14 protein-coding genes, 1 tRNA gene and 1 pseudogene are annotated in these 17,713 nt (G+C 69.2%); 4 read left to right on the top strand and 12 right to left on the bottom strand.

Going from position 1 to position 17,713, the window contains the following annotated elements:
- Positions 1 to 17: 17 nt before the first annotated feature.
- Entirely contained in the window at positions 18 to 587 is a 570-nt protein-coding gene (locus tag ACIDOCELLA78_RS97225; protein ID WP_201727447.1) for a heme NO-binding domain-containing protein, read from the top strand.
- Positions 584 to 2,446, top strand: a complete 1,863-nt coding sequence (locus ACIDOCELLA78_RS97220) for a bifunctional diguanylate cyclase/phosphodiesterase (RefSeq protein WP_201727446.1) — start codon at positions 584 to 586, stop codon at positions 2,444 to 2,446. Before ACIDOCELLA78_RS97225 ends, ACIDOCELLA78_RS97220 begins: the two co-directional genes overlap by 4 nt.
- Before the next feature lie 240 nt (positions 2,447 to 2,686).
- Here ACIDOCELLA78_RS97220 and ACIDOCELLA78_RS97215 read toward each other — a convergent pair.
- From ACIDOCELLA78_RS97215 to ACIDOCELLA78_RS97165, 11 genes and pseudogenes are all read right to left on the bottom strand, one after another.
- A tRNA-Val gene (locus tag ACIDOCELLA78_RS97215) sits at positions 2,687 to 2,761 on the bottom strand.
- A 62-nt stretch (positions 2,762 to 2,823) separates the two neighbouring features.
- Positions 2,824 to 3,591 carry an SDR family NAD(P)-dependent oxidoreductase gene (locus ACIDOCELLA78_RS97210; protein ID WP_201727445.1) on the bottom strand — a complete coding sequence of 256 codons (768 nt, stop codon included), beginning with the start codon at positions 3,589 to 3,591 and terminating at the stop codon, positions 2,824 to 2,826.
- Positions 3,592 to 3,626: 35 nt separating this feature from the next.
- Positions 3,627 to 5,348 (bottom strand): AMP-binding protein, encoded by a 1,722-nt coding sequence (locus tag ACIDOCELLA78_RS97205; protein WP_201727444.1) that lies wholly within the window; start codon positions 5,346 to 5,348, stop codon positions 3,627 to 3,629.
- Positions 5,349 to 5,379: 31 nt separating this feature from the next.
- The gene (mmsB, locus tag ACIDOCELLA78_RS97200) at positions 5,380 to 6,279 is read right to left on the bottom strand and encodes a 3-hydroxyisobutyrate dehydrogenase (RefSeq protein ID WP_201727443.1); all 900 of its coding nucleotides are present in this window, start codon (positions 6,277 to 6,279) and stop codon (positions 5,380 to 5,382) included.
- Positions 6,280 to 6,292: 13 nt separating this feature from the next.
- Complete coding sequence (locus tag ACIDOCELLA78_RS97195) at positions 6,293 to 7,366, bottom strand: enoyl-CoA hydratase/isomerase family protein (RefSeq protein ID WP_201727442.1); 1,074 nt, start codon at positions 7,364 to 7,366, stop codon at positions 6,293 to 6,295.
- On the bottom strand, positions 7,363 to 8,538 hold the full coding sequence (locus ACIDOCELLA78_RS97190) for an acyl-CoA dehydrogenase family protein (RefSeq protein WP_201727441.1): 1,176 nt from the start codon (positions 8,536 to 8,538) through the stop codon (positions 7,363 to 7,365). The genes ACIDOCELLA78_RS97195 and ACIDOCELLA78_RS97190 overlap by 4 nt, the downstream gene beginning before the upstream one ends.
- Before the next feature lie 27 nt (positions 8,539 to 8,565).
- A complete protein-coding gene (prpB, locus tag ACIDOCELLA78_RS97185; protein WP_201727440.1) occupies positions 8,566 to 9,480 on the bottom strand; it encodes a methylisocitrate lyase in 915 nt (304 codons plus the stop codon).
- 10 nt (positions 9,481 to 9,490) lie between these two features.
- The gene (gene prpC / locus ACIDOCELLA78_RS97180; protein WP_201727439.1) at positions 9,491 to 10,642 is read right to left on the bottom strand and encodes a 2-methylcitrate synthase; all 1,152 of its coding nucleotides are present in this window, start codon (positions 10,640 to 10,642) and stop codon (positions 9,491 to 9,493) included.
- Positions 10,643 to 10,661: 19 nt separating this feature from the next.
- The gene (locus tag ACIDOCELLA78_RS97175; protein WP_201727438.1) at positions 10,662 to 12,161 is read right to left on the bottom strand and encodes an MmgE/PrpD family protein; all 1,500 of its coding nucleotides are present in this window, start codon (positions 12,159 to 12,161) and stop codon (positions 10,662 to 10,664) included.
- A gap of 122 nt (positions 12,162 to 12,283) precedes the next feature.
- Positions 12,284 to 12,799, bottom strand: a complete 516-nt coding sequence (locus ACIDOCELLA78_RS97170; protein ID WP_374223212.1) for an AMP-binding enzyme — start codon at positions 12,797 to 12,799, stop codon at positions 12,284 to 12,286.
- Positions 12,785 to 13,866, bottom strand: a pseudogene (locus ACIDOCELLA78_RS97165) (AMP-binding protein); the annotation flags it as partial. The gene ACIDOCELLA78_RS97170 and the pseudogene ACIDOCELLA78_RS97165, both read right to left, overlap by 15 nt.
- Positions 13,867 to 14,040: 174 nt before the next feature.
- On the opposite strand from ACIDOCELLA78_RS97165, the gene ACIDOCELLA78_RS97160 reads away from it, so the two are divergent.
- Positions 14,041 to 14,817, top strand: a complete 777-nt coding sequence (locus ACIDOCELLA78_RS97160; protein WP_201727437.1) for an SDR family oxidoreductase — start codon at positions 14,041 to 14,043, stop codon at positions 14,815 to 14,817.
- Positions 14,818 to 14,824: 7 nt separating this feature from the next.
- On the opposite strand, the gene ACIDOCELLA78_RS97155 is transcribed toward ACIDOCELLA78_RS97160, so the two are convergent.
- Positions 14,825 to 16,102: an FAD-binding domain-containing protein gene (locus ACIDOCELLA78_RS97155; RefSeq protein ID WP_249674847.1), complete on the bottom strand. Its 1,278-nt coding sequence runs from the start codon at positions 16,100 to 16,102 to the stop codon at positions 14,825 to 14,827.
- Between ACIDOCELLA78_RS97155 and ACIDOCELLA78_RS97150 the strand changes: the two genes are divergently transcribed.
- A complete protein-coding gene (locus ACIDOCELLA78_RS97150; RefSeq protein ID WP_201727435.1) occupies positions 16,082 to 17,713 on the top strand; it encodes an amidase in 1,632 nt (543 codons plus the stop codon). The genes ACIDOCELLA78_RS97155 and ACIDOCELLA78_RS97150 overlap by 21 nt on opposite strands.

Here is a 17,713-nt window from a genome sequence, read left to right as displayed (position 1 = left end):
GTGTCAAGTCTGTTAGCATGCTTGGCATCATCCCACACACGATCGACGAATATCTCAAACGCCGGGTCGATGCGCAGACCCGAGCCGCGGTGCTGCTGCGGGCGGGGTTTCAGGACGGAAAGCAGTTCCGTCTCGACACCGAATATGGCGATGCGGAATGCTGCGCGCTGGTGGCCGCCATCGCCGATGTCACCGGCGGCGCGACCGAGACCGTGTTCGACGAGATTGCCGATTTCTTCCTCGACTGGGCGGAACAGACGTTTCCCGGCTTCTTTGCCGTGGCGGCGGATACCAGGCGCTTTCTGATGATGCAGCCGGAGATCCACAACAGCCTGGCCTGCGGCCTGCGATCGAGCGGGCAGCGGAAAGTGGCGGAGAAATTCCGGGCGGTGGAATTGCCGGACGGGATCCGGATGCATTACCGCTCATCGAACCGGCTGGCCTATTTCTATTGCGCTCTCGCCCGCAATCTCGCGGCGCGCCGCGGCGAGATCGCCGAGATCAGCTTCATCGAGGGCGATACGGCGAGCAGCGCGGCGATCATCGAGATCCGGCTCAAACCGGAACCGGCGCTCGCGCGCGCATGACCGTTTCAGGCAGCGGCGATCCGGTCGATCGGGCGGCGATCGAGGCGCTGTGCCAGGCGATGTGCGGGGTCGTTACCGGCGATCTTTCATTGCGACTTCATACCGATAGCGCGGACCTGTCGGTTCAGAAGCTGGCGCTGATGGCGAATTTCATGCTCGAAACCGCACAGCGCGCGGTGGAGCGGAGCAGGACCTATGCCGCAGCGCTCGACAATGTGCAGCGCGTCGCCCGGCTGGAGGCCTGGCGGTTGACGCGCCCCGAGGGGGAGATTGTGCCGATCGGCCAGGTTTGCGGCCTGCCGGAGTGTGACGGCGAGGCGCTGCGCGGGATCGGATGGTTTCTCGACAGGGTGGGCGGCGGCCAGCGCGAAAGGGTCGAGAGGCTGTTCGATGGGCCGGGCGGCACGGCCGAATGGCCGGGGAACACGGCGGGGACGTGGTTTCGCACCGAGGTCAGTGCGTCGAGCGGCGATGATGAGGGGGGCGGCCACCTCGTGATCACCCAGGACATCTCCGAGCGCCACCGCGCCGCCGAGGAGATCCGCTATCTCGCCGAACACGACCCGCTGACGGGCCTTGCCAATCGCCGGCGGCTGATCTCGTGCCTCGACGCGGCGCTCGATCCTGCCCGGATCGAGACGCAGAAATTCGCGGTCCACGTGATCGATATCGACCGGTTCAAGACCGTGAACGATCTTTACGGACACACCACCGGCGACAGGGTGCTGATCGAACTTGCGGCCTGCCTGCGCGGGGAAGTGCGCGAACACGACATGATCGCGCGGAGCGGCGGCGATGAGTTCGTTGTCGTGCAAAACGGAATCTCCACCGAGCTGGATGCCAGCCGCCTCGCCGAGCGGCTGATCGGCGCGGTCGGCGAGAGGCTCGCCACGAGCGAGGCCGCCGCCGTCTCGACAACCGTGTCGATCGGCATCGCCCTCGCACCGGATGACGGGGCGACCGCCGAAGCCCTGCTTTCTCACGCCGACATGGCGCTTGGCCAGGTCAAATCGGCCAGCCGGAACGGATTCGCGTTCTTCAACACCGAGATCAACGATGCCCAGCTTGCCCGCCGGCGGATGGAGGCCGATTTGCGCGGCGCGTGCGGGCGGGATGAAATCTCGGTGCAATACCAGCCCCAGCTCGACATCGTTTCGGGGAGGATCGTCGGGTTCGAGGCTCTGGCGCGCTGGCGGCGGAACAACCGGGACATTTCACCGGCCGTGTTCATCCCCATCGCCGAAGAAACCGGATCGATCATCGAGATCGGCAGTTTCGTGTTGCGGGAGGCCTGCCGTGAAGCCGCGGGATGGCGCGCGCCGCTGCGCGTTGCGGTCAATATCTCGGTCATCCAGATCAAGCACGGCCAGTTGCCCGCACTGGTGGAGCAAGTGCTTGGCGAAACCGGGCTCGACCCCGCGCGGCTCGAACTCGAAGTCACGGAATCACTGCTGCTCGCCGATGCCGGCGCGGCGACCGATGCGCTGGCGCGCATCAGGGCGCTGGGGGTGACGATTTCGCTCGACGATTTCGGGACGGGATATTCATCGCTGGCAATGCTGCGGATGTTTCCATTCGACAAGATCAAGCTCGACCGTTCCTTCGTGGCCGATCTGGGCCGCGTGGATGAGGCGGAGGCGATCGTGCTGGCGGTTTTGGGGCTCGGGCGGGCACTCGATTTGTCGGTCGTCGCCGAGGGTGTGGAAACCGCGGCGCAGGCGGAGATGCTCCGCATGGCGGGCTGCGCGCTGTTGCAGGGATATCTGATCGGCCGCCCCGCGCCCATGGCACAGTTTGATCAGATCGTGGGACGCGCAGCCGGAGTGCCGCTGACCGGAGACACCGCGGTGCGCGCCTGACCGGGCGCCGGGGCAAACCTGCCCCGACCCTAGTGCCCCGAACCTGAAATCCGATGGATTTCAGATTGAAAGTGGACACTAGGAAAATCAATCATTTAGTGTCCTGTTCGCATCTGAAATTCACCCATGAATTTCGGGAACAGGACAATAGGGTGGTTACCGTGTCGTTGCTACGGACAGGCGAAGGTCGGCCAACGCCCGAGACGATTCCAGAAAACCGTTTGATTTCGTGGATTTGAGTGGTGGGCGCGACAGGGATTGAACCTGTGACCCCTGCCATGTCAAGGCAGTGCTCTCCCGCTGAGCTACGCGCCCGCCGTTGCGGTGCGACGGGTATTACAGGCCGCCGCCCCGCGATGCAAGAGGGGTGGAGCGGGTCAGCGCGGCGCCATCCGCAGCGCGCCGTCGAGCCGGATGGTCTCGCCGTTCAGCATGGTGTTGGCGATGATATGGCACACCAGCGCGGCATATTCCGACGGCCGCCCGAGCCGCGGCGGAAACGGCACGGCGGCGCCAAGGGCGCGCTGCGCCTCGTCCGGCAGGCCGGCCAGCATCGGGGTTTCGAACACGCCGGGCGCGATCGTCATCACCCGGATTCCGCTGCGCGCCAGCTCGCGCGCCAGCGGCAGCGTCATGCCGGCGACCCCGGCCTTGGAGGCGGCATAGGCGGCCTGGCCGATCTGACCGTCGAACGCCGCGATCGAGGCGGTGTTCACGATCACCCCGCGCTCGCCGCCCTCATCCGGCGCACCTTCCGCCATCGCCGCGGCGGCGAGGCGGATCATGTTGAACGTGCCGACGAGGTTCACCGAAATCACCCGCGCGAACCGCTCGAGCGAGGCCGGCCCCTCGCGCCCCAGCACCTTCTCGCCAAGCACGATTCCGGCGCAGTTCACCAGCCCGTGCAACCCGCCGAACGCCGCCCGCGCCGCCGCCACCGCTTCAACGGCCTGGCCGGCATCCGTCACATCGGTCCGCACGAATCGCGCGGCGGCGCCGAGTTCGCCCGCCAGCGCCATGCCCGGCGCCTCGGCCACATCCGCCAGCACCACGCGCCCGCCCTGCGCGGCCAGCGCCCGCGCCGCGGCGGCGCCAAGCCCGGAGCCGCCGCCGGTGACCAGAAACACCCTGTCGCGAATGTCCATTTTTGCTCCGCCCCGTCAGATCGCCCGGTGCGTCATCACGCCGGGCCGCCGCCCTCGCCCGAGGCCAGCTCCGGGAACGCGCTCTCGGCGAAGCGTACCACCTCGCCCGCCAGCCCGGCCTCGCCGCCCGCCTCGCCGCGCCGCAACTGCACGCGCCGGATTTTCCCGGAAATCGTCTTCGGCAGGTCGGTCACGAACACGATCTCGCGGATGCGCTTGAACGGCGCCAGCCGCGCCCGCGCATGCCGGAAGATCGACAGCGCCGTGGCCTGGTCCGCCACCGCCCCCGGCACCAGCGCGACATAGGCGACCGGCACCGAGAGGCGGATCTCGTCCGGCTTCGGCACCACCGCCGCCTCGGCGACGCTTCCATGCTCGATCAGCACGCTCTCCAGCTCGAACGGGCTGATCCGGTAATCGGACGATTTGAACACGTCATCCGCCCGGCCGACGAAGGTGAGATAGCCATCGGCATCGATCTGCGCGACATCGCCGGTGCGGTAATAGGCGCCATCGGTGCCGCGCAGCGCGCCGGTCGCGGCATCGACATAGCCGCGCATCAGCCCGGCCGGCCGCGCCGCGCCGAGCGGCAGCGCCACCTCGCCCTCGGTCACCGAATCGTTCGCCTGATCGAGAATGGAAATCCGGTAGCCCGGCAGCGGCCGGCCCATCGAGCCCGGCTTGACCGCCTGGCCGGGGGAGTTGCCGATCTGCGCGGTCGTCTCGGTCTGGCCGTAGCCATCGCGGATGGTCAGCCCCCACATCGCCCGCACCCGGTCGATGATCTCGGCGTTCAGCGGCTCGCCGGCGCAGGCCAGTTCGCGCAGCGCCACCTTCCATTGCGCGAGATCGTTCTGGATCAGCAGCCGCCAGACCGTCGGCGGCGCGCAGAGCGTCGTCACCCCGCAGCGGACCAGCGTATCGAGCAGCGCCTTCGCCTCGAAGCGCGGCTGGTTGACGATGAACACCGTCGCCCCCGCGTTCCAGGGCGCGAAGAAACTGCTCCAGGCGTGTTTCGCCCAGCCCGGCGAGGAAATGTTCAGATGCACATCGCCCGGCTGCAACCCGATCCAGTACATCGTCGAGAGGCTGCCGACGGGATAGGAATAATGCGAATGCAGAACGAGTTTCGGCTTCGCCGTGGTGCCGGAGGTGAAATAGAGCAGCAGCGGATCATCGGCCCGCGTCGGCCCGTCCGGCACGAAATCGGCGCTCTCGCCCTCCGGTGCGTAAGCCGTCCAGCCATCGGGCGCGCCGCCGATCGCGATCCGCTGGAACGTGCCGGCCACCGCGTCGAACTTCGCCGCCTGATCCGCCGTCGTCACCACGAAACGCGCAGCGCCGCGCTCCACCCGGTCCTGCAACTCCTCGGGCGTCAGCAGCGTCGTTGCCGGAATCACCACCGCGCCGAGCTTGATCGCCGCCAGCATCACCTCCCAGAGCGGCACGATATTGCCGAGCAGCAGGATCAGCCGGTCGCCCCGCCGCACGCCCTGGGCGCGCAGGAAATTCGCCGTGCGGTTCGACCGGGCGGAAAGGTCGGCGAAGCTCAGCCGCACATCCTCCCCGCCCGCCGGATCGGCGATCCACAACGCCGGGCGCTGCGCGCTGGCGGCGTCGCGGGCGAGATGCGCGTCGAACCAGTCGAGCGCCCAGTTGAAATCCCGCGCCTCCGGCCAGCGGAAGCCGGCGGAGGCGGCGGCAAGATCGGCCCGGTGGTCGAGCAGGAACTGCCGCGCGGCGATGAAGTCGGTCATGGACGTTTCCTTTGTTCTGGTTCCGCGCCGTTCAGGCGGGCTTCGACGCCGCCGAGATCGCGCGGAAGATCGCGGAAAAATCCTCGCCGCCATGCCCGGTTTCGGCGAAGGCGGCGTAGATGTCGCGCGCGTGGCGGCCGAGCGCGGTTTCGGTGCCGGTCGCCGCCGACGCCTCCATCGCGAGGCCGAGATCCTTCAGCATCAGCGCGGCGGCGAAGCCCGGCCGGTAGTCGTGATTGGCCGGGCTCGCCGGCACCGGCCCCGGCACCGGGCAATAGGAGGTCAGCGACCAGCACTGGCCCGAGGCGGTAGACGCCACGTCGAACAGTTTCTGCCGCTCCAGCCCGAGCCGGTCGGCCAGCGCGAAGGCCTCGCTCACCGCGATCATCGAGATGCCGAGGATCATGTTGTTGCAGATCTTCGCCGCCTGCCCGGCCCCGGCGGCGCCGCAATGCACGATGCGCCTTCCCATCGCCGCCAGCAGCGGCTCGCCGCGCTCGAACGCCTCGGCGGTGCCGCCGGCCATGAAGGTCAGCGTTCCGGCGCTGGCGCCGCCCACCCCGCCGGAGACCGGCGCATCGAGCGAGAGCATGCCCCGCCCCGCCGCCATCGCATGCGCGGCGCGGGCGGAATCGACATCGATCGTCGAGCAGTCGATGAACAGCGTGCCGGCCCGCGCCGCCGGCAGGATGCCGTCCGCCGCCTCATACACCGCGCGCACGATCGGGCCGGAGGGCAGCATCGTGATCACCGCATCCGCGTCGCGCGCCGCCTCGGCGGCAAGCTCCACGATCATTACACCCGCGGCCGCCGCCGCCTCGCGCGCCGCCGGCACGGTGTCGAAACCGAGCACCGCATGGCCCGCGCGGACCAGATTGGCGGCCATCGGGCCGCCCATATTGCCCAGGCCGATGAATCCGATCCGTGCCATGCGTGTCCTCCTGTCAGGTTGTTAGTTCATCGAGCCCCAGCTCGTCGGCGCCGAGCGGCGCGAAATACGCATCGAGCGTTTCATCATCCACGCCGTCGAGCGTCGCCGGCTGCCAGCGCGGATTGCGGTCCTTGTCGACGAGCTGCGCCCGCACGCCCTCGACGAAATCATGGGCGGCGACGCAGCGCACCGCGACGCGGAACTCGCGGTCGATCGCGGTTTCCACCTTCGCATCGCCCCGCGCCGCGCGCACGAGGCGCAGGCTGAGCTTCACCGAGGTGGGGGACATGCGCCTGATCGTCGCCGCCGCCTCGCGCGCCGCAGGGTCGGCATGCGCCTCCAGCGCCGCGACGACCGCCTCCGCCGTCGGCCGCCCGTAGCACTCGTCGATCCAGCCGCGCGCCGCGAGCAGCGGCGAGTCCGGCGCCGGGGTCGCGAAGGCGGCGATGCAGTCGTCGACATCCGCGCCGTCCACCAGTGCCGCCAGCGCCGCCGTCAGCGCCGGCAAATGCCGGCTTTCGACGTAATGATCGGCGATGCCGCAGGAGAGCGCGTCGGCGCCGGTCATCCGGTGCGCGGTGAGTGCGGCGTGGATGCCGGTCTCGCCCGGCATCCGCCCGAGGAGGAAGGTGCCGCCGACATCCGGCACGAAGCCGATGCCGACCTCCGGCATCGCCAGCATCGTCCGCTCGGTGACGATCCGGTGCGAGCCGTGCGCCGAAATGCCGACGCCGCCGCCCATCACGATCCCGTCCATCAGCGCGACGAAGGGTTTCGGATAATTCGCGATATGGGCGTTCATCCGGTATTCGTCGCCGAAGAACGGAAACGCCAGACGTTCGCCGCCGCTCTTCGCCGCGTCGTAGAGCGCGCGAATATCGCCGCCCGCGCACAGCCCGCGCTCGCCCCGCCCGTCCACCATCACGAAGGCGACGGAAGGATCATCCGCCCAGCGCAGCAGCGCGGCATCGATCGCCACTTCCATGTCGTGGGTCAGGGCGTTGAGCGCGCGCGGCCGGTTCAGGCTGATCCGGCCGACCCGGCCCTCGACCCGGATCTCGACATCCGTGGTGATCTCCCCGCTCATGCGTTCCGCCCGATGAGGCCGCGCGCGACGATCAGTCTCATGATTTCGTTCGTCCCTTCCAGTATCTGGTGCACCCGCAGATCGCGCACGATCTTCTCGATGCCGTATTCGGCGAGATAGCCGTAGCCGCCGAAAAGTTGCAGCGCGTTGTTGGCGACCTCGAAACCGGTATCGGTGGCGATGCGCTTCGCCATCGCGCAGCGGCGTGTCGCGTCCGCCGCGCCGCGATCGAGCGAAGCCGCGGCGGACCACAGGAAGAGCCGCGCCGCCTCCAGCTCGGTCGCCATGTCGGCGAGCCGGAACTGCAAGGCCTGGAACTCCTCCAGCCGGCGGCCGAACGCCTCGCGCTCGCCCATGTAGCGCAGCGCCTTCTCCAGCGCCGCCTGCGCGCCGCCGAGCGAGCAGGCGCCGATATTCACCCGCCCGCCATCGAGCCCGCTCATCGCGATGCGGAACCCCTCGCCTTCCGCGCCGAGGCGGAACCGCGCCGGAATGCGGCAGGATTCGAAGATCACCTGGCGCGTCGGCTGCGCGTTCCAGCCCATCTTCCGCTCATTGGCGCCGAAGCCGAGCCCCTTCGCATCCTTCGGCACCAGGAAGGAGGAAATTCCGCGCGCGCCGGCGCCGCCGCTGCGCGCCATCACCAGATAAAGGTCGGTCGCCCCGGCGCCGGAGATGAATTGCTTGACGCCATCGAGCACGTAATCGTCGCCATCGCGCACGGCCTTCGTTTTCAGCGCCGCGGCGTCCGATCCCGCGCCCGGCTCGGTCAGGCAGTAGCTGGCGAGATGCTCCATGCTGACCAGCGCCGGCAGGACGTCGCGGCGCTGGGCGTCGTCGCCGAAGCGATCGACCATCCAGGCCACCATGTTGTGGATCGACATATAGGCCGACACCGCGGGGCAGCCGGTCGCCAGCGCCTCGAAGATCAGCGCCGCGTCGAGCCGGGTCAGCCCCGACCCGCCGCTCTCCTCGCGCACATAGATCCCGCCCATGCCGAGCGCCGCCCCCTCGCGGATCGCATCGACGGGAAAATGCTTCGCCTCGTCCCACGCCACCGCGTGCGGCGCCAGTTTTTCATCGGCGAAGCCGCGCGCCATCTCGGCAATCGCGCGCTGCGCCTCGTCGAGCGCGAATTGCGGCGTTGCGTCGGATGGCGGCGTGGCGTTCATCGGTTCCTCCCGAAAGCGGCGTCTCCGTCAGCCGATCGGCTCGGGGACGATGGTCTTGACGATCGTCGCATCCAGCGCCTCGAACCCGGCATAGTCGATCGTCTCGTACAGCTCGGCGCGCGTCTGCATCGCCTCGACGCAGTTCTGCGCACCGCCATCGCGCCGGATCGCGGCGTAGAGAGTTTCCACCGCCTTCGCCGACACCCGCAGCGAGGTGACGGGCCAGATCACCATGCGGTAGCCCATCTCCTCGAATTCGGCAGCGGTGAAGAACGGGGTGCGGCCGAACTCGGTCATGTTGGCGAGCAGGGGCACGCCCGGCATCCGGCGGGCGAATTCGCGGAACATCTCGGCACTGTAGAGGGCTTCGGGGAAGATCGCGTCCGCCCCGGCCTCGACATACATCCTGGCCCGCGCCACCGCGCCGTCCATCCCCTCGCTCGCCGCGGCATCGGTCCGCGCGATGACGTAGAGATCCCGCCGCGCATGCGCCGCCGCCGCCACCTTCGCCGCCATGTCGCGCGGATCGGCGAGTTTCTTGTCGTTCAGGTGGCCGCATTTCTTCGGCAGCAGCTGGTCCTCGATATGCACGGCACCGGCCCCGGCATCCTCGAAGCTGCGCACCATGTGCATGACGTTGAGCGCCTCGCCGTAGCCGGTATCGCCATCGACCACCACCGGCAGGCCCGAGGCCCGCGCCACCTGGCGGACGAAGAAGCATACCTCGTCGACAGTGATGATGCCGAGATCCGGCAGCCCCATCGAGGCGGTCATCGCCGCGCCCGAGAGGTAGCACGCCTCGAAACCGGCCCGCATCGCCTGGCGGCCGGCGAGCCCGTTATGCGCGCCGGGGATCTGCACGATCGGCCCGCGCGCGACAAGCTCGCGGAAGCGCTGGCCGGCGGCGCGCGCCGGCAGGTCGGATGCTTGCAGATAGCTCATCGAACCCTCCTCAGCCGCGCTTGTCGAGCGGCACGAACTTGCGATCCTCGGGCCCGACGTAATTGGCCGAGGGGCGGATGATCTTGTTGTCGGCGCGCTGTTCCATCACATGCGCGCTCCAGCCGGCGGTCCGCGCGATCACGAAGAGCGGCGTGAACATCGCGGTGGGCACGCCCATCATGTGGTAGGACACGGCCGAGAACCAGTCGAGATTGGGGAACATCCGCTTTGCGTCGTGCATCACGCTCTCGATGCGCGCGGCGATGTTGAACATCTTCATCGATCCCGCCTGCTCGGAGAGCGACTGCGCGACGCGCTTGATGACCACGTTGCGCGGATCGGCGATGGTGTAGACCGGATGGCCGAAGCCGATGATCACCTCGCGCGCCTCGATCCGGCGGCGGATATCGGCCTCCGCCTCGTCGGGGTCGGCGTAGCGCTTCTGCACCTCGAAGGCGAATTCGTTGGCGCCGCCATGTTTCGGCCCGCGCAGCGCGCCGATGCCGGCGGTGATCGCCGAATGGATGTCCGAACCGGTGCCGGCGACGACGCGGGCGGCGAAGGTGGAAGCGTTGAACTCGTGTTCAGCATACAGGATGAGCGAGGTGTGCATCGCCCGCACCCAGGCATCGACCGGGCGGCGACCGTGCAGCAGGTGCAGGAAATGCGCGCCGATCGACGCATCGTCGGTCTCGACATCGATGCGACGGCCATTGGTGCTGAAATGATACCAATAGAGCAGCATCGAACCGAGCGAGGCGATCAGCCGGTCCGCCACGTCGCGCGCGCCGGCCGGGTTGTGGTCGTGCGCCTCCGGCAGCACGCAACCCAGGGCGGAGACGCCGCTGCGCATCACATCCATCGGGTGCGCCGCCGCCGGCAGCGCCTCGATCACCCGGCGCACCGCCTCCGGCAGCCCGCGCAGCGCCTGCAGCTTGGCGAGATAGGCCGAAAGCTCCGCCGCGGTGGGCAGCGTGCCATGGATGAGCAGATGGGCGATCTCCTCGAAGCTGCACGTCTCGGCGATGTCGAGAATGTCGTAGCCGCGATAGTGCAGGTCGTTGCCGCTGCGGCCGACGCTGCACAGCGCGGTGTTTCCCGCGGCAACCCCCGAAAGGGCGACCGACTTTTTCGGCTTCGGCGCCGTCGTGGTCTCGCTCATGCTGTCTGTTCCTTGCGTCTCAGAAGATGCCCGGCTTGCCTTCGAGCAGCGCGCCCGCGGGCAGGGCGACGTTCAGCCGGTCCAGCTCGCCGGCCGGCAGGCGCGGCAGCTCCTGCACCGCCTCGAGGAAGCGGGCCGCCTCGCGCGGGGAGATGATGCCATCGGTCAGCGTCTCGAACTTGCGGATGTAGTCGGCGCGCTCGAAGGGGCGGGCGCCCAGCGAATGGGCGTTGGCCACCGCCAGCTCGTCGACCAGCGTGGCGCCATCCTTGAAGCGGATCTCGACGCGGCCGCCGAACGCCTTCTCGTCCGGATCGGCGGCGTGGTAGCGGCGCGTCCATTCCGGGTCCTCGGCGGTTTCGATCTTGTGCCACAGCGCCACCGTGTCCGCCCGCCGCGCCCGCTTCGGCGCGTAGCTGTCGACATGGTGCCAGGCGCCATCCTGCAGGGCGACGGCGAAGATGTACATGATGGAGTGGTCGAGCGTTTCGCGGCTCGCCTTCGGGTCCATCTTCTGCGGATCGTTCGCCCCCGTTCCGATCACGTAATGGGTGTGATGCGAGGTGTGGATGATGATTTTCTCGATCGCATCGAAATTCTCGATCTGCTCGCGCATCCGGAAGGCGAGGTCGATCAGCGCCTGGCTCTGGTATTCGGCCGAGTGTTCCTTGGTGTAGCTGTCCATGATCGCGCGCTTGGCCTCGCCCTTGCCGGGCAGCGGGACGTGGTAGACGGCATCCTTGCCGCCGAGCATCCAGGCGATCACGCTGTCCTCGCCTTCATAGATCGGGCTGGGCGCGCCCTCGCCGCGCATCGCCCGGTCGACCGCCTCGATCGCGAGCTTGCCGGCATGGGCGGGGGCGAAGGCCTTCCACGAGCTGATCTCGCCCTTGCGGCTCTGGCGCGTGGTGAAGCTGACATGCACCGCCTGCTGCACCGCCTGGAAGATCGTCTCCTGCTTCAGCCCGAGCAGCGCGCCGATGCCCGCCGCCTGCGCGGGGGCGAGATGGGCGATGTGATCCTTCTTCCACTCGTGCAGGCAGATCGCCCGGACGAGGTTGATCTGGATTTCATATCCGGTCGCGATGCCGCGGATCAGGTCGCGCCCGGAGCGCTCCATCACCTGGCCGACCGCGAGGATCGGCGGAATGTTGTCGCCCGGGTGCGAATAGTCGGCGGCGAGGAAGGTGTCGTGGTAGTCAAGCTCGCGCACCGCCGTGCCGTTCGCCCAGGCGGCCCATTCCGGGCTCACCGTCTTGCGCGCCGGCAGGCCGAACACCGTCGCCCCGCCGCGTTTGGCATGGCCGAGCGCCATCGCCCGCGCCGAGACCACCGGGCCGCGATTGACCGAGGCCACCGCAACCGCCGCGTTGTCGATGATCCGGTTGATGATCATCGCCGTCACGTCCTTGTCGACGGTCACCTTGTCCGCCGCCACGCCGGCGATCTTCCAGGCCAGCTGATTGTCGCGCTTGAGCAGCGATTTCGAGGGGTGAACACGGACTTCGTGAAGTTTCATGGCGGTTCCGCTCTTGGTTGCAGGGGATGATCAGTCGCAATAGACCCGGCGGTTCGCAGATGACAAGCGAATTGCAGCAAGTTGGATCAAAGCCTCGCGACCGGATTGCGAATTTTGCGAATTCAGCCACCCGCCCCGGCAGCGCGCGCGCGCATCGTCTTCTTGTCGAGCTTGCCGACGGAGGTCTTGTCGAGGGACTCGACCAGAAATACCCGGTCCGGCACGGCGTAGCGCGAGATCGCGCCGGCATCGGCGCGGGCCTGGACGTGGGCGCGCAGCGCCGCCTCGTCGGCGTCCAGTCCCGCGCGCGGCACGATGAAGGCCACCGGGCGCTCGCCCCAGCGCTCGTCGGGGATGCCGACCACGGCGGCCTCGGAGACCGCCGGATGGGTGAGCAGGATCTCCTCCAGCCCGATCGAGGAAATCCATTCCCCGCCGGTCTTGATCACGTCCTTCACCCGGTCGACGATCCGCAGATAGCCATCCGCGTCGATCGTGCCGATATCGCCGGTATGCAGCCAGCCGCCGCGCCACAAGGCGGCGGAGGCTTCCGGGTTTCCGGCATAGCCGGCGGTCAGCGCCGGCGTGCGCGTCACCACCTCGCCGACCGAGCGGCCATCATGCGGCACGTCGTTCATCTCGTCGTCGACGATGCGGACCTCGACCAGCGGCCCCGGCAGGCCGGCGGCCATCCGGTAGCCGATCTCGGCCTCCTCCCGGTCCGGCAGGGTGTCGAGAATATCGCCGCGCAACTGCGCCAGCGTCATCACCGGGCAGGTTTCGGACATGCCATATCCGGCATAGATGTCGATGCCGCGCGCGAGCGCCGCCTCGCAGAGCGGGCGCGGCAGCGCCGAGCCGCCGATGACGACGCGCCAGCGGCTGAAATCCGCGCCCTTCGCGGCCGGCGCGTTGAGCAGCATGTGCATGATCGTCGGCACGCAATGCGAAACCGTGACCTTTTCCTCGGCCAGAAGGCGCAGCACGGTGTCGGGCTGGAAGCGGCCGACATAGACCTGCTGCATGCCGAGCATCGTCGCCGCATAGGGGAAACCCCAGGCGTGGACATGGAACATCGGCGTCAGCGGCATGTAGACATCCTCGCGCGACAAGCCGCCATTCAGCCCCGAGACGTTGATTCCGGTCAGCACCATCAGCGTGTGCAGCACGAGCTGGCGGTGGGTGAACATCACCCCTTGGGCAGGCCGGTCGTCCCCGTCGTGTAGAAGGTGGTTGCCAGCGTGTCCTCGTCGAATTCGGGGAACGCGGCGAGCGGTGGCGCGGCGTCCAGCATCGTTTCATACTCGCCGGCGAGCCCCTCCGGCACGGCGCTGTCGTCGTCGCGGATGAGCACGACCTGGCGCAGCTTGGGCAACCGCTCGCGGATCGCCGCCAGCACCGGCAGGAAATCGGCGTGGACGAACAGGATTTCGGCATCCGAATGATCGATCGTGTAGGCGATCTGCTCGGGGCTGAGGCGGATGTTCACCATCATCAGCACGGCGCCGGACATCGGCACGGCGAAATAGGCCTCGAGATAGCGGTGGCTGTCCCAGTCCATGAAGGCGACGCGCGTGCCCATGCCGGCCCCGAGCGCGCCCAGCAGGCCGCCGAACCGGTGCACGCGGGCAACGAATTGGGTGTAGGTGAGGCGGGTGTCGCCGCGATAGACGATCTCCCGCCGGCTTGCCTGCGCGATCGGCATTTTCAGCAGCTGGCCGATCAGCAGCCGGTAGCGGAACGGTTCGTGCACCTCGTTCATGGGTCGTATCCTCCGGTTCGCCCCCGATTGGCAGGAGGGCTTGCGCACCATAGGATAGGAGCGTATCGCGCCCGTCAATCCCGCCCGGACCGGGCCAGCAACGATGAGGAAACCCGAATGACCGCTCTGAAAACCCTGTTCGACCTGACCGGCAAGCGCGCCCTGATCACCGGCGGCTCGCGCGGGCTCGGCCTGCAGATCGCCGAGGCGCTCGGCGAGTTTGGCGCCACCATCGCGATTTCGGCGCGCAAGCAGGACGAGCTGGACGAGGCGGTGAAGCATCTTGCCGGCCTCGGCATCGCCGCCACCGCCCACCTCGGCGATCTCGGCAAGGAAGACGGTCCGAAGGCGCTGGCGGATGCGGTGCTGGCGGCCGGCCCGGTCGATATCCTGGTCAACAATGCCGGCGCCACCTGGGGGGCCGCGGCGGTCGACGTGACACCGGAGGCCTGGGCGCGGGTGATGAACCTCAACGTCAACAACATGTTCTTCCTCACCCAGGCGATCGCCGCGCGCTCGATGATCCCCCGCAAGTTCGGCAAGGTGCTCAACATCGCCTCGATCGCCGGGCTGCGCGGCCATCACCCTGACATCACCGGCACCATTCCCTACAACACCTCGAAAGGTGCCGTGGTGAACATGACCCGCGCGCTCGCCGCCGAATGGGGGCCGCACAACATCACGGTGAACGCGCTGGCGCCGGGTTTCTTCCCCTCGAAGATGACGCGCGGCATTCTCGGCCAGTTCGAAGAGAAGATCCTGGCGAAGACGCCGATGAACAAGCTCGGCAACGACGCCGACCTGAAGGGCGCCGCCCTGCTGTTCTGCACCGCCGCCTCGGGTCACATCACCGGCCAGATCCTCGCGGTCGATGGCGGCTCCGGCGTGATCTGAGCCGCGGTCAGTCCCCGGACGCGGCGGCCACGGCGTCGCCGATCCGGGGGCGGAAGCCGAAGAACCCGCGCCCGGCATGCGGCCACAAGGCGCGGTCCCAGGCGCGGGCGACGCGCAGCGCCGGCACATCCGCCGCCGCCAGCGCCTCTGCGACCGGCCCGACCGGCGGATGCGCGGTGACCACCTTCAGCCGGTGCGCCGCCGCCCAGCCGGCGAGATCGTCCGCTTCCAGCAATGCGGGCTCAACGCCGAACCGCGCGGCCGCGCGCGCCATCGCGTCCATCACCGCGCCCCGGGCGAAGGCTTCCACCGCGGGCGCGACGCCGCCGCGCGCCCGTGCCTGCGGCATCGCCACCGCCGCCACCGCCCGCACCTCGCAGCCGGCGAGATCGAGCGTCTCGGCCGCGCAATCCTCCTCGTGCAGCAGCAGCGCGACCTCGCCCGCAGGCGGCGGATCGAAGCGCGGCTTCAGCGCCGGCGCCGGCGTCAGCGTTTCGGTGAGCGGTTCCGCCGCCTCGTCGAGCAGCCCGCGCGGATCGAACCGCCCGCCGGTGTGGCGCGCGATGTTTTCCGCCCGCGCGAGATAGTGCTTGCCCGGCGTGTGCAGCCCCGCCACCCAGCGCCATGACAGCGTGTTGGAGGCGATGTCGCCATCCAGCAGGTGGCGGAGGAAGAAATCCGCCCCGAGTTCCCAGGGCAGCCGCAGCGTGAAGATCCAGATCGAGGCGAACCACATCCGCGCGTGGTTGTGCAGGTAGTTCCGCGCCACGATCTCGCGCGTCCAGGAATCGAAACAGTCGATCCCGGTATTGCCGGCGCAGGCATCGTGAAACGCGCGCCGCAGCCCCGCTTCGGTCGCCAGCCGGTTTTCGGCCCGCCGCAAGCCGGCGCGATAGAGGTCGTACACGCCGGGGCGCTGTTCGAGCCAGCCTTTCCAGTAGGTTCGCCAGCCGACCTCGTCGATGAATTTCGCCGCAACCTCGCCATGGGCGGCGAAGGCGGCCCGGGCCACCTCGGCCTCGGTCAGCAGCCGGTGGCGCAGCCAGGGCGACAGGCGTGAAACGGCACCTTTGGTCTCGGGCCCCGGATCGGTATTGCGGCCGGCGGCGTAGCGCGCGCCGGCGCGGGGCAGGAAATCGGCGAGATGCCGGAGCCCGGCTTCACGGGTGGGGATCGGTTCGGGGATCATGCCCTGGCAGATGGCGCCGCCACGGCTCTTGGCAATGACTTCGGGATCGGCGAAACAGACTGACGGGAGGTTTGAGTGGACAAACAGAACCGGCACGACGCGACGCGCGCCGATATCGCCGCCGCCGAACGCATCCTCGGCATCGAGCAGACCGCGCCGGAGCGGGCGCTGATCGCCGCCGCCATCGCCGCGCAGATCGATCTTGCCCGCGCCCGCCGCGCGGTGGAGCTGGACGATGATCTGGCGCCGGCCTGCGTGTTCGACCCGCGCCTGCCCGGCTTCGAGACGCCTGGGCGCGGACCGCTGACCCTGCCCGGCGCGGCATGCCCCTTTCCCGGGGCCGACGACGCGGCGATCGCCTTTGCCCCGGCCCGCGCCCAGGCGGCGTGGATCAGGAACGGGCAACTGACCGCGGCGCGGCTGACCGGCATCTATCTCGACCGGATCGCCCGGCTCGATCCCGCGATCGGCGCCTTCGCCCGGCTCAACCCGGCGGCACTGGCCGAGGCGGCCGCCCTCGACGACCGCGCCGCGCGGGGCGACTGGGCCGGGCCGCTGCATGGCGTGCCCTGGGCCTGCAAGGACCTGATCGACACCGCCGGCATCGTCACCGACTGGGGCGCGGAGCCGTTTCGCGGCCGGGTTCCGCCGGAGGATGCGGCCGTCGTGCGGCGGCTGCGCGCGGCCGGCGCCGTGCTGCTCGGCAAGACGGTGGTGGGCGCGCTCGGCTATGGCGATGTCTGGTATGGCGGACGCACCCGCAATCCCTGGAATCCCGACGAGGGGGCGTCGGGCTCGTCATCCGGCTCCGCCGCCGCCGTCGCCGCCGGGCTTTGCGGGTTCGCGCTCGGCACCGAAACCCTCGGCTCGATCGTCGCCCCCGCCGCGCGCTGCGGCGCCATCGGCCTGCGGCCGAGCTTCGGGCGGATCGGCCGCAGCGGCGTCATGAAGCTGTGCCCGAGCCTCGACCGCGTCGGGCCGCTCTGCCGCGACATCGCCGACGCGGCGCTTGTTCTCGCTGCCCTCAACGGCGCCGATCCGGGCGATCCGTCAAGCCGCGACATCCCTTTCGGCGGCGATGTCGCGGGCGGCGCCGAGGGGCTGCGGATCGGCATTCTCGACGGCGATTTCGCCGGCGCCGGAGCGGGCGAAGCGCGGCGGGCGCTGGAGCGGCTCCGCGCGCTCGGCGCCACCCTCGTCCGGGTGACGCTGCCGCCGCTGCCGTGGGAAACGCTCGTGTCGCTGCTGATGGCCGAGGCCGCCGCCAGCTTCGAGCCGCTCACGCTTTCGGGCCGCGATGACCTTCTCGCCCGCCAGGACGAGGCGGCCTGGCCGAACCAGTTCCGCCTCGCCCGGTTTCTCTCGGCGGTCGATCATGTGCAGCTCGACCGGCTGCGCCGGCGCGGGATGCAGGCGATGCGCGACGGCTTCGCCGCGGTCGATCTGCTGGCCGCCCCGTTCGCGGCCGGTCCGCTGCACACGCTGGCGGCCTTTACCGGCCATCCCTGCCTGTGCACGCCCGTGGGCTTCACCAGCGCGCCGCCGCGCCCCTCGGCCGGGCTCGCGCCACCCGAACAGGCGCCGCCGCGGCGCGTGCCGGCGGCGCTCTGCCTGTGGGGGGAACTGTTCGACGAGGCGAAGCTGCTCGCCGCGGGCCTGGCGCTCGCGGAGCGCTGCGCGCTCGATCTCCGCCCGCAGCCGACCTAG

Source organism: Acidocella sp. C78, from assembly GCF_907164655.1.
Note: the sequence above shows the minus strand (reverse complement) of the source record. Positions and strands in the feature narration are given on the sequence as shown.

Excerpts from the sequence above, each read along its gene's own strand:
- ACIDOCELLA78_RS97225 (WP_201727447.1), top strand. The coding sequence starts at position 18 with ATGCTTGGCATCATCCCACACACGATCGACGAATATCTCAAACGCCGG.
- ACIDOCELLA78_RS97190 (WP_201727441.1), bottom strand. The coding sequence starts at position 8,538 with ATGAACGCCACGCCGCCATCCGACGCAACGCCGCAATTCGCGCTCGAC.
- ACIDOCELLA78_RS97205 (WP_201727444.1), bottom strand. The coding sequence starts at position 5,348 with ATGACCGACTTCATCGCCGCGCGGCAGTTCCTGCTCGACCACCGGGCC.
- ACIDOCELLA78_RS97175 (WP_201727438.1), bottom strand. The coding sequence starts at position 12,161 with ATGAAACTTCACGAAGTCCGTGTTCACCCCTCGAAATCGCTGCTCAAG.
- prpC (WP_201727439.1), bottom strand. The coding sequence starts at position 10,642 with ATGAGCGAGACCACGACGGCGCCGAAGCCGAAAAAGTCGGTCGCCCTT.
- ACIDOCELLA78_RS97210 (WP_201727445.1), bottom strand. The coding sequence starts at position 3,591 with ATGGACATTCGCGACAGGGTGTTTCTGGTCACCGGCGGCGGCTCCGGG.
- prpB (WP_201727440.1), bottom strand. The coding sequence starts at position 9,480 with ATGAGCTATCTGCAAGCATCCGACCTGCCGGCGCGCGCCGCCGGCCAG.
- ACIDOCELLA78_RS97170 (WP_374223212.1), bottom strand. The coding sequence starts at position 12,799 with ATGAACGACGTGCCGCATGATGGCCGCTCGGTCGGCGAGGTGGTGACG.
- mmsB (WP_201727443.1), bottom strand. The coding sequence starts at position 6,279 with ATGGCACGGATCGGATTCATCGGCCTGGGCAATATGGGCGGCCCGATG.
- ACIDOCELLA78_RS97195 (WP_201727442.1), bottom strand. The coding sequence starts at position 7,366 with ATGAGCGGGGAGATCACCACGGATGTCGAGATCCGGGTCGAGGGCCGG.
- ACIDOCELLA78_RS97160 (WP_201727437.1), top strand. The coding sequence starts at position 14,041 with ATGACCGCTCTGAAAACCCTGTTCGACCTGACCGGCAAGCGCGCCCTG.
- ACIDOCELLA78_RS97220 (WP_201727446.1), top strand. The coding sequence starts at position 584 with ATGACCGTTTCAGGCAGCGGCGATCCGGTCGATCGGGCGGCGATCGAG.